At 43.4% G+C, this 11,742-nt stretch carries 12 protein-coding genes; 5 read left to right on the top strand and 7 right to left on the bottom strand.

The window, feature by feature from the left end:
- Position 1 precedes the first annotated feature (1 nt).
- The 4 genes from hofC (at position 2) to yacG (ending at position 2,889) form a co-directional block, all read left to right on the top strand.
- Positions 2-1,201 (top strand): protein transport protein HofC, encoded by a 1,200-nt coding sequence (gene hofC, locus KZ793_RS07635; RefSeq protein WP_225814811.1) that lies wholly within the window; start codon positions 2-4, stop codon positions 1,199-1,201.
- Between the two features lie 91 nt (positions 1,202-1,292).
- Positions 1,293-1,916 (top strand): dephospho-CoA kinase, encoded by a 624-nt coding sequence (coaE, locus tag KZ793_RS07630; protein WP_225814810.1) that lies wholly within the window; start codon positions 1,293-1,295, stop codon positions 1,914-1,916.
- On the top strand, positions 1,909-2,661 hold the full coding sequence (gene zapD / locus KZ793_RS07625) for a cell division protein ZapD (RefSeq protein ID WP_225814809.1): 753 nt from the start codon (positions 1,909-1,911) through the stop codon (positions 2,659-2,661). Before coaE ends, zapD begins: the two co-directional genes overlap by 8 nt.
- A gap of 30 nt (positions 2,662-2,691) precedes the next feature.
- Complete coding sequence (gene yacG, locus KZ793_RS07620; protein ID WP_011147806.1) at positions 2,692-2,889, top strand: DNA gyrase inhibitor YacG; 198 nt, start codon at positions 2,692-2,694, stop codon at positions 2,887-2,889.
- 38 nt (positions 2,890-2,927) lie between these two features.
- Here the strand turns inward: yacG and mutT are convergent, their stop codons facing one another.
- The 3 genes from mutT to secM form a co-directional block, all read right to left on the bottom strand.
- Positions 2,928-3,320 carry an 8-oxo-dGTP diphosphatase MutT gene (gene mutT / locus KZ793_RS07615; RefSeq protein WP_225814808.1) on the bottom strand — a complete coding sequence of 131 codons (393 nt, stop codon included), beginning with the start codon at positions 3,318-3,320 and terminating at the stop codon, positions 2,928-2,930.
- Between the two features lie 112 nt (positions 3,321-3,432).
- Positions 3,433-6,144 carry a preprotein translocase subunit SecA gene (gene secA / locus KZ793_RS07610; protein WP_225814807.1) on the bottom strand — a complete coding sequence of 904 codons (2,712 nt, stop codon included), beginning with the start codon at positions 6,142-6,144 and terminating at the stop codon, positions 3,433-3,435.
- A gap of 81 nt (positions 6,145-6,225) precedes the next feature.
- The gene (gene secM / locus KZ793_RS07605; protein ID WP_225814806.1) at positions 6,226-6,750 is read right to left on the bottom strand and encodes a secA translation cis-regulator SecM; all 525 of its coding nucleotides are present in this window, start codon (positions 6,748-6,750) and stop codon (positions 6,226-6,228) included.
- A gap of 32 nt (positions 6,751-6,782) precedes the next feature.
- On the opposite strand from secM, the gene KZ793_RS07600 reads away from it, so the two are divergent.
- On the top strand, positions 6,783-7,307 hold the full coding sequence (locus KZ793_RS07600; RefSeq protein ID WP_118984953.1) for a DUF721 domain-containing protein: 525 nt from the start codon (positions 6,783-6,785) through the stop codon (positions 7,305-7,307).
- A gap of 91 nt (positions 7,308-7,398) precedes the next feature.
- On the opposite strand, the gene lpxC is transcribed toward KZ793_RS07600, so the two are convergent.
- The 4 genes from lpxC to ftsQ all read right to left on the bottom strand — a co-directional run bounded on the left by lpxC (position 7,399) and on the right by ftsQ (position 11,742).
- Entirely contained in the window at positions 7,399-8,316 is a 918-nt protein-coding gene (lpxC, locus tag KZ793_RS07595) for a UDP-3-O-acyl-N-acetylglucosamine deacetylase (RefSeq protein ID WP_118984954.1), read from the bottom strand.
- Positions 8,317-8,414: 98 nt separating this feature from the next.
- Entirely contained in the window at positions 8,415-9,575 is a 1,161-nt protein-coding gene (gene ftsZ / locus KZ793_RS07590) for a cell division protein FtsZ (RefSeq protein ID WP_118984955.1), read from the bottom strand.
- A gap of 62 nt (positions 9,576-9,637) precedes the next feature.
- Positions 9,638-10,894, bottom strand: a complete 1,257-nt coding sequence (gene ftsA / locus KZ793_RS07585) for a cell division protein FtsA (RefSeq protein ID WP_118984956.1) — start codon at positions 10,892-10,894, stop codon at positions 9,638-9,640.
- A 41-nt stretch (positions 10,895-10,935) separates the two neighbouring features.
- Positions 10,936-11,742, bottom strand: a complete 807-nt coding sequence (ftsQ, locus tag KZ793_RS07580; RefSeq protein WP_225814805.1) for a cell division protein FtsQ — start codon at positions 11,740-11,742, stop codon at positions 10,936-10,938.

Raw genomic sequence — 11,742 nt, 5'->3', positions numbered from 1 at the left:
AATGAAAATTCATTATCTTTATAATTGGCAAGCAGTGAACAACAAAGGCGAAATATCAAAAGGGAAATCACTATGTGATAACCGGAAAGTTCTATATCAGCAGCTTATTCATTCTGGATTGCAACCTTATAATATAAAATGTGAAAAATTGATATTTTATCACCAACAACAAATTGCCTACCGTATGAATTTCATTCGTCAATTGGCAACACTATTATCATCAGGAATGCCATTACTAAATTGCCTCAACATTCTTATTCGAGAATGTAGTCATCCATTATGGCACTGTGTATTATTAGATATTAGCAAGAAAATCACCCGTGGAGAATCATTTTCCTCCTCATTAAAAAATTATCCATTTCTATTCCCACCTTTATTTTGTCAACTTATTGCTGTTGGTGAATTAACCGGACAATTAGAAGTCTGTTGTCAATTATTGGTTAAACAACAGGAACAACAAGATAAATTACAGAAGAAAATAGCAAAAGCACTGCGTTATCCTCTGATTGTTATCGTTGTTGCCAGCATCATTATTTTATTGATGCTTATTTTTGTTTTACCTGAATTTGAACATATTTATCATTCATTTGACGCACAACTTCCTCTGCTCACCCGCAGTTTATTAATCACTTCCAATTGGCTGATTCAATATGGTAGCTATAGTGTTATTGGGTTAATTATACTGTTTCTATTTTATCTACAATTACGTCAGCGCCATACAATATGGATTATTCGTGAAAAAAATCTAATGTTACGTTTACCCGTTATTGCAAAATTAATTAGTTGTCAGCAATTAGGGCAACTTTTCCATATTCTGTTTATGACACAAAAAGCCGGCCTGACACTCACCGCCGGGTTAGACAGTGCTATTGCATCAATAAATCATCCGGTATTTCTGCAAGCAACTAAATTCTTACGAGCTCAAATTAATCAAGGGGTGCCAATGAGCGAAACACTGAAACAACAATCTTGTTTTCCTGCTCTGTGTCAACAGTTTGTCAGTGTTGGTGAAGAATCTGGCAATCTGGAACTGTTATTAGGAAATCTCGCTAATTGGTACCAACAACAAGCATTGGAGATTTCTGATAATATGGCCCAGTTATTAGAACCAATACTTATAGTCATAATAGCGATAATTGTCGGTATGCTATTGCTCGCAATGTATTTACCCATTTTTCAGCTAGGTACGATACTCACCTAAAGTAAAAATGATTCCATAGCTTTGTCTCTAGGTCATCTGCCTCCTTTCGGTTACAATCCCGAAATATTCTCAAGTAATATTAAGGGATAGGATGACTTATATTATTGCACTCACAGGTGGGATTGGCAGCGGTAAAACCACTATCGCTAATGCTTTTACAGCGCTTGGTGTTCCTCTTGTTGATGCAGATATTATTGCCAGAGAAGTCGTTGCTCCTGGAACGCCTGCTCTACAAGCCATCATAGAACACTTTGGTCATGACATATTGATACCCGATGGCAGCCTTAACCGAGCACTGTTACGCCAGAAAATATTCACAAACAAACAAGAAAAACAGTGGGTTAATCAACTTCTTCACCCTCTAATACATCAAGAAACCCAACGGCAATTGAAACAGATAACTGCACCTTATATTATTTGGGTTATTCCATTATTAGTCGAAAATAATTTGGGACATCTGGCAGATCGGATTCTAGTCGTTGACGTTTCACCTGAATTACAAATCAGCAGGGTAGCCACTCGTGATGGTATTAGCTACCAACAGGTTGAAAATATTTTGACTGCACAGGCATCCCGTAGCGAGAAGCTAGCTTATGCCGATGACATTATCTCAAATCATGATAACGTACAGGCAATTGCTCCTCGTGTTGCCGAACTACATCAACAATATTTAAGATTAGCTGGATCAGCCAGACAGGATAATCATGATGAGTGACACAACTTCTACAATCATTTTTGAACACCCACTGAATGAAAAAATGCGAGCATGGTTGAGAATTGAATCTTCTCTGCAACAACTCACTAGTCAACGCCATTTAGACTCACTGGCAAGCAGCCTCGCCTTCTTCCGCACAGTTACTGAGCTACTTGAGGTGCTAGAACGAGGGGAAGTACGTTCAGAATTGCTAAAAGAACTAGAACGTCAACAGGCAAAATTAAAACAATGGGCTAAAATACCCGATGTTGATATTAATATCGTCAATAGTTTCAGATTAAAATTGAAAGAGCGAACTATTGCATTAAGTAAAGCACCACGACTGGGGCAATCCCTTAAAGAAGATAAAATTATCAGCCTGGTACGCCAGCGTCTTAGTATTCCCAGTGGTTGTTGTGGTTTTGATCTACCCACCCTACATCTATGGCTTCACTTACCACAATCAGAAAGAGATAAAATGGTCGCATTCTGGATTGATAGTTTGCTACCTCTCCAACAAGCCCTGGAAAGTATTTTAGAACTCATCCGCCAATCTGCTATTTTTCGTTCAGAAATCAGTAAAAACGGTTTCCATCAGAATACAGCAGAAGGCGCAGACTTACTGAGATTACGTTTGCCATTAACACCTTTATTGTTTCCTCAAATTTCCGGTCATAAGACCCGCTTTGCTATCCGTTTTTTACCATTGGATAGTGAAAAAGGCTCCGTGCCTGCTCATTTACCATTTGAATTGGCATGCTGCTAATATTACGAACTAATTATCAGGAAAATTATTATGTCTGAATTACTCACGATTGAATGTCCAACATGTGGTAAGACTGTGGTTTGGGGAGAAATAAGCCCATATCGCCCATTTTGCAGTAAACGCTGTCAATTAATTGATTTAGGCCAATGGGCAAATGAAGAGAAACGGATACCAAGCCAAAGTGAAAACTCCGATAGTGATGATTGGAGTGGACAACCTGAGCAATAATAAATAGCCGCGTTATTAATAATGCGGCTATTGACAATTCAAGCAGTAAGTAATGCAACAATGCTGTGATTAGCAGGAGGGAATTCATCAGCACTTAAATCTTTCTGTAATACCCACCGAGAAAGTTGCCCTTCTTTACCGAAAGGTTCATTTTCCCATTCATCCACCAAGAAGAAATACAGGGTAATCAACCTGTCAGGAAAATCATGTTCAACCGTTTTTACCAGCTCATAATGAGTAACTGTAATACCAATTTCTTCCTGTAACTCACGTATTAAAGCCTGTTCAGGCGTTTCTTCTTTCTCAACTTTCCCGCCAGGGAATTCCCAGAACCCCCCCATATGGGCATCAGCATGACGCTGAGTAATAAAAATTTCATGTTGCGTATTTCTGATAATCCCAGCGGCTATATGCAGGTGTTTCTTTTCCATATTACTCTTACTTCTTCATCTATTCTTTTTGATTGCTCAACAACCAAATGCTATATCCAACGTTGCTCACTTAAAACTAACAGTAAAAAGGCGGTTTCCCGCCTTTTCATCGTTACTGCAAGCGCCCGTGGCAATGTTTATATTTTTTATCCGATCCACAAGGACAAGGATCATTACGGCCTACTTTACGAGCTCCACTGGCAATCTGAGCTTCTGTTGTAGACATCAATGCGCCCTTTTCAACCTCATGGCTTAATTGCTGCTGCCTTGCCAAACGTTCAGCTTCTGCCCGGCGCTGTTGTTCCAATGCCTCTACTTCTTCCGGCAATCTCACTTGAACTTTGCTCAATGTACTAATCACTTCATATTTCAGCGATTCCAGCATGGTTGCAAACATAGCAAAAGATTCACGTTTATATTCCTGTTTCGGATCTTTCTGAGCATAACCACGTAAATGGATACCCTGACGCAGGTAATCCATTGCTGCCAAATGCTCTTTCCACAACATATCCAGAGTCTGCAACATGATACCTTTTTCGAAACTACGCATCATTTCAATGCCAACAATCTCTTCTTTACGTTTATAGACTTCAACAGCCTGTTCAAGGATACGCTCACGCAACGTCTCTTCATGTAGTTCAGGCTCTTTATCCAACCACTCTTTGATCGGTAGCTCCAAATCAAAATCAGCCATTAAACGCTGCTGCAAGCCTTCTACATCCCACATCTCTTCCAAAGATTGAGGCGGAATATAAGCATCAATAGTTGCTTTAAATACATCTTCACGAATACTGCTAATAGTTTCACTAACATCACTGACATCCAGCAAGTCGTTACGCTGAGCATAAATAGCACGGCGCTGATCGTTAGCAACATCATCGTATTCCAGCAATTGCTTACGTATATCGAAGTTACGGCTCTCTACTTTACGTTGAGCATTGGCAATGGCTTTGGTTACCCAGGGATGTTCAATCGCCTCACCCGGTTTCATACCCAGTTTACGCATCATGCCTGTGACACGATCAGAGGCAAAAATACGCATCAGTGAATCTTCCATTGACAAATAGAAACGAGATGAGCCGGCATCCCCCTGACGACCAGAACGCCCACGTAACTGATTATCGATACGACGGGACTCATGACGCTCGGTACCAATGATGTGCAAACCACCAGCCGCCAGAACGATATCATGGCGCTCCTGCCATGCAGTTTTAATCTCTTCAATCTGAGCGTCTGTTGGTTCCGGCAATTTAGCAATTTCAGCCTGCCAGCTACCACCCAGCACAATATCTGTACCACGACCAGCCATGTTAGTCGCAATAGTTACCGCACTCGCCTGACCCGCCTGAGCAATGATATCCGCTTCCATTGCATGGAATTTAGCGTTAAGCACGCTGTGCTCAATACTTGCTTTAGTCAGCTCACGGGAAACCAGTTCAGATTTTTCAATAGAAATCGTTCCCACCAATACTGGCTGTCCCTTACTGGTACGTTCGCGGATATCTTCAATGATAGCTTCAATTTTTTCAGCTTCGGTCATATAAACCAGATCCGGCAAATCACTGCGTATCATGGGGCGATTTGTCGGCACCACAATGGTATCGAGTTTATAAATGGAGCTGAACTCAAATGCTTCTGTATCAGCCGTACCGGTCATACCGGCCAGTTTTTCATACAACCGGAAGTAGTTTTGGAAAGTAATCGAAGCCAGAGTTTGGTTTTCATTCTGAATTTCTACACCTTCTTTAGCTTCGACAGCCTGATGCAACCCATCAGACCAGCGACGCCCCTGCATAGTACGGCCAGTATGTTCGTCAACAATAATGACTTCACCCTCTTTCACGATATAGTCAACATCACGGGTAAACAGCGCATGGGCACGCAGGGCAGCAGTAACATGGTGCATTAACATGATATTGGTTGGTGAATATAAGGATTCACCTTCTTCCATCAATTTGGTTTCCGCCAGTAATTGTTCAATCAAAACCAAACCACGTTCCGTCAAGTTAACCTGGCGGGACTTTTCATCAACAGAAAAGTGGCCTTCTCCCTGGAAAGTCTCTGAATCCTCTTTTTCCTGACGAATCAATTTAGGGATCAACTTATTGACTTTGATATAAAGTTCAGAGCTATCTTCAGCGGGGCCAGAAATAATCAATGGCGTCCGCGCTTCGTCAATCAGAATGGAGTCAACCTCATCCACCAGCGCATAATGCAGTTTACGCTGAACACGCTCTTCCGGGCTAAATGCCATGTTGTCACGAAGATAGTCAAAGCCATATTCGTTGTTAGTGCCGTAGGTAATATCCGCCGCATATGCTTCGCGTTTAGCGGGTGCAGGCATACCTGGCAGGTTGATGCCCACACTCAACCCCAGAAATTCAAACAATGGACGGTTATTTTCAGCGTCACGCTGTGCCAGATAATCATTCACTGTGACTACGTGAACACCGCGCCCAGTTAGCGCATTCAAATAAGCAGGCAAAGTCGCTGTGAGCGTTTTACCTTCACCGGTACGCATCTCAGCAATACAACGCTCATTCAGAACCATACCACCCAGTAACTGAACGTCAAAATGACGCATAGCAAACACACGCTTACTCGCTTCACGTACTGTTGCAAATGCTTCAGGCAACAAATTCTCCAGCGATTCACCTTTTTCCAAACGAGCACGGAATTCGACTGTTTTACCCTTCAATTCTTCATCAGACAATTTTTCAAATTCGGGTTCCATGCGGTTGATGACATCAACAACTTTACGCATGCGACGCAGTGTACGATCATTACGACTACCAAAAACCTTGGTTAATAATTTAATCAGCATAGTTAATTACATCTCAGATAAGGCCGTTATCTCGCAGCCAACAAATAGTTATTTATTTCGGAATTTGTAAAAAAAGAAGATTCAGAGGTAAGCGGCAGGGCCTGCACGAATACCTTGAGCTTTGGCAATCCAAAACACTTGGGAATGAGAAGATTGTGGTGCAACAGTCAGAAACTGTATATCTGAAACCGGCTCAGGTGGCTCAGGCTCTCTAATTAACAATGCATTCAGTGTTTCCAACACAAGCTGCTGAATATTGGAAGAGCTTAACCGGGTACTTTGTTTTGCTGCTTCATTACTCGTAGTCTGGGAAACAGAAAAAGCAAAAGAAAGCTGCCGGATAACATTGCGCACAGCATGTTGTTGCCAGTAATTAACACCATTGGCAGGCTGACGTTGAACATTTTGCAATGAAAACAGGTTATCAAAAACCGATAAAGCCTGATTTTGCCAACTCTGGCTGGATGACGTATTAGCTTGTGGAATATTATCCGTAACATCAGCAAAAACGGTAGGAACGCCAATACTTGCCGCAACCACCCCTAATAACAGATGTGACCAGAAATAACGTCTGCCAAATTGTCGCCAAAGATTTAGAATACCCATTAATCCTTCATCATATCGGAGCTATTTTTATTATGCGCGATAGCCGCCCACAATCATTAGATGTTCTTTTTGAAGACGCCGCTGCCGTTGAGAAAAACCCGCTACATGTTATCCAGCAACGTGCCGTCGCTTTGTTAAAACTTAACCGTGCCGTTACCAGCCTACTTCCCGCACAGTTACATCCGTGGTGCCGGGTCGCCAATTATCGCAAACAAATTCTGGTACTGGAAGCAGGAAACGCCAGTTGGATGACCAGATTACGTTACGAGCTGCCAACGTTACTCTCTGCGTTAAGAAGCGAAATTCTACCATCATTGTCTTCCATCGACATCAGGATTAATCCATCACTAATGATTAAGCATAACAATAGTGCGCAGAGCTTCGCAAAAACAACGAGTGACAATCACAAAACCTTACCGATACGTCAGTTAAGTCAGGAAAGTGCCAAGGAACTAATTATATTAGCGAATCGTAGTCCTAAGAAGCTGAAGGAAAGATTAGAACGATTAGCTGCACTGGCCGGAGAGAGTGCCAGCACAGCTAAGAAGAAATGCTAACGCTGAGTAAAGAATATCAGCGAGAACCAAATCACTGATAGCATAACCCACTGAGATGCATCATTGAGTTATTCTCTGGCACACTAAAACGTTATGCCATTACAGTCGATGGAGCACGAAAAGCCAGCGGCATTTCAGCTTCATCTTCAAAAGTGATCAGTTCCCATGCACTTTCTTGAACCAGAACTGCTTGCAGCAATTTATTGTTCAGCGCGTGACCAGATTTGAACGCAGTAAATGCGCCAATGATATTATAGCCACACATAAACAAATCACCGATTGCATCTAGCATTTTATGACGGACAAATTCGTCTTCAAAACGCAAGCCATCTTCATTAAGTACGCGATAGTCATCAACAACAATCGCACAATCAAAGCTGCCGCCTAAACACAACCCTTTAGATTGTAAGTATTCAATATCACGCATAAAGCCAAATGTACGTGCACGACTGATTTGACGAACAAACGCTTCTGCCGAGAAATCCAGACAGTAACGTTGAGAGCTTGAATCAATCGCAGGGTGATTGAAATCAATAGTGAAATCCAGACTGAAACCATTATAAGGTGTCATCTCTGCCCACTTATCACCCTCCACCACACGCACAGCTTCTTTAATACGCAGGAATTTTTTAGATGTGTTCAGCTCTTCAATACCCGCATCCAACAGCAGAAAAACAAACGGGCTGGCACTACCATCCATAATAGGAATTTCTGGCGCATCAACTTCGATAATAATATTATCAATACCTAACCCCGCAAGCGCTGCATTCAGGTGCTCAACCGTTGAGATTCGCACGTCATGCTCATTTACCAGGCAAGTACAGAGCATAGTATCACGCACGGATTTTGCATCTGCCGGAAAATCAACCGGTGGATTCAAGTCAGTGCGGCGATAGATGACCCCGGTATTAGCCGGTGCTGGGCGCATTGTTAGCGTGACTTTTTTACCGGTGTGTAAACCGACGCCAGTCGCCTGAACAATACGTTTAAGTGTCCTTTGTTTGATCATCGTTTTATCTCGCAATGTTATCCATCCTGCCAACCACTATACACTATGGTTGGCGGGCAAGTTTAGCACAAAAAGCGGAGAATCCAATTTTTTAGCTATTAATCGGCCTGTTTACGCAAAAATGCAGGAATATCCAAATAATCGGGCTCCTTGCTAGTTTGTACGCTTTGGTCATTCACCACTTTTGCTGCTGGTTTATTTTCTTCAGACAATGAGGACATACCACCAGATATTTGCTGATGACGGTGTTCCATTACACTTGACTGAGAAGACTTATTGGTAACCAACGTAATTTCAGGACGTTTATCCATACCAATACCCGTGGCAACCACAGTCACACGCAACTCATCGTTCATGTCTGGGTCCAGAGAGGTACCGATCACGACGGTTGCATTATCAGATGCAAATGCACGGATCGTGTTACCCACTGTTTCGAACTCATCCAAACGCAGATCAAAGCCAGCAGTAATGTTAACCAGAACACCACGAGCACCTGACAAATCGATATCTTCCAGCAGTGGACTGGAAATCGCCATCTCAGCAGCTTCTTCCGCACGATCTTCACCCTGCGCAATACCGGAGCCCATCATAGCGTAGCCCATTTCGGACATCACGGTACGCACGTCAGCAAAGTCAACATTCATCAGACCTGGACGCGTGATCAGTTCAGCGATACCCTGAACCGCACCTTTCAAAACGTCATTAGCTGCGCCGAAAGCGTCCAGTAGTGAAATGCCGCGACCAAGCACTTTCAACAGTTTGTCGTTAGGGATAGTAATCAACGAATCTACATGCTTAGACAATTCAGTGATCCCTTGTTCGGCAAATGCCATGCGTTTCTTACCTTCGAAATTGAAAGGCTTAGTCACCACAGCAACTGTCAGAATCCCGAGCTCTTTTGCAATTTCAGCTACCACGGGCGCTGCGCCAGTACCGGTACCACCGCCCATACCGGCAGCGATAAATACCATATCCGCACCATCAAGCGCGGTACGCAATGCCTCCCGATCTTCTTGAGCAGCAGTACGACCAACTTCCGGGTTTGCACCCGCCCCCAAACCTTTAGTAATACCATTACCAATCTGGATAGTCTGGCCGACAGCAGTTTTACGCAATGCCTGAGCATCCGTGTTTACTGCAAAGAATTCAACACCTTCGATGCGTTCACGCACCATGTGCTCAACAGCATTACCGCCGCCACCGCCGACGCCGATGACCTTAATCACCGCGTCATTGGTTAATTCTATTGGTTCAAACATATAGTTTCTCTCCGCTTTGTACCTTTATATCGAGACTAAAAAGATGTCGTCTCTGTATAAAATTAAAACTCTTTTTTCAGCCAGCTACTGACTTTCTTAAACCAGCGACTCACTGAAGCATGTTTTTCAATATCCGCATCACCATTAAGATGAGAGGCTTTTCCGTAATGCAGTAACCCTACGGCTGTTGAATAATAGGGTTGCTGTGCATAGTCCGTCAGACCAGTAATATTAAGAGGTTGGCCGATACGCACCTGAGCATGGAACACACGCTGAGCACATTCAGCCAAACCATCAATCTGAGCACCACCACCAGTCAAGACAATACCCGCCGCCAGATGGTGTTTAACCCCCTGCTGGCGTAACTGTTCCTGCAATCGCAGGATTTCATCATTCACTAAATTCAGTAATTCGATGTAACGCGGCTCAATGACCTCAGCCAACGTCTGACGCTGTAAGCTACGTGGTGGACGTCCACCGACACTAGGCACCTCCACACTTTCATCTTTGCTGACCAACGAACCTAGTGCACAACCGTGGCGTACTTTTATCGTTTCTGCATCACTTGGTGGCGTACCAAAGGCATAAGCAATATCACTGGTGACAACGTTACCGGCATAAGGGATAACTTTGGTATGACGCAGCGCTCCGCCGGTATACACCGCAATATCCATCGTCCCGCCGCCAATATCCACCACGCAAACGCCCAATTCACGCTCGTCTTCGGTCAAAACAGCATAGCTGGCAGCCAACCCGGAAAAGATAAGCTGGTCGACTTTCAAACCACAGCGTTCAACGGCTTTTGCAATATTTTTCGCCATATCATTATGACAAGTAATCAAGTGAACTTTCGCCTGCATACGCACACCGGAAAGCCCCACCGGATTTTTAATGCCTTCCTGATAATCGATAGCATATTCTTGCGGAATAACATGCAGTATTCGGTATTCATCACGTACACGAACTGATTTGGCAGTATGAACAACATTGTCTACATCTTCCTGAGTAACTTCCTCTTCGGAAATAGGAACCATCCCAATTTCATTCTGACAACTGATATGTTTTCCAGATAACGCCAGATAAACAGAGGAAATTTGACAATCTGCCATCAATTCAGCCTGATCGATAGCCCGCTGGACACATTTAACAACCGATTCCAAGTCGTTTACACCGCCTTTATCCATACCGCGGGATGGACAGCTTCCCACCCCGATAATATTAACCATACCATCGGGCAGAATTTCACCAACAAGGGCAGATACCTTTGCTGTGCCAATCTCTAGGCCAACTACTAATTTTCTGTCCGTCGATTTGATCATTGTTGTTCTGCCTACCTCATATAATTATTGCCAGTAATTGTTTATTGCCCTTTGACCGGAGCATTAGGATCACCAATGGGTAAAGATGCCCAACCTACCGCGGCACCACTGTCATAACGCAAATCCACATAATCTGCCCTTTTCTCTGTGTTCTGCTGTAACAGCGGATAAAGCTCGATAAAACGTTTAATACGGCCTGTTGTATCCATTCTTCCCAACTTTAGTTGGATACCATTATCCAGCGTCAGTTGCCAAGAACGACGCGCAGTCATTGCCACCGCTTTTAATTTCAGTTTATTAGCAGCGAGAAGTTTAGCCATAGCTCGGTAACCATCAAGTACTTCTTTTTCACTACCTTGTGGGCCATAAAGCATCGGGAAATACCCTTTAGCTTCCCATTCAACCGGGGTGCTAAATACCTGACCTTCGGCGTCCAGCATTTGTGTGTCATTCCAGCGTACATAAGGGACATATTCTACCAGATGAATTCTCAGTTCATCAGGCCACTGTTTACGAACAGTGACTTGCCTTATCCACGGCATCCGTTCAATTTGTTGCTGAATGATATTCACATCCTGCGTCATGAAAGTTCCCGGTTGCCCTAATGACAAAATTGCCTGCCGGATATCATCGTTGGTAGTGTAGTGACGCTCCCCCGTTACCACCAATTTTGAAATGGGCAATCTGTTAGCATCTTTCATCCAATTAAGGACGGCCCAACCTCCCCAAATAATGGTCCCAAGCACCATCAGGAAGAAGATAAGCCCTGCCAGGTAAGAGCCGTTACTAGGACGGGAACTGTTATTTTCATTATCCCGTCCCCTTACTTTCAGGGCCGCTTGAGACAT

This window comes from Photorhabdus antumapuensis, from assembly GCF_020387775.1.
Lineage (GTDB): Bacteria > Pseudomonadota > Gammaproteobacteria > Enterobacterales > Enterobacteriaceae > Photorhabdus > Photorhabdus antumapuensis.
The sequence above is the reverse complement of the archived record's forward strand: the minus strand, read 5'-3'. Positions and strand labels throughout refer to the sequence as shown.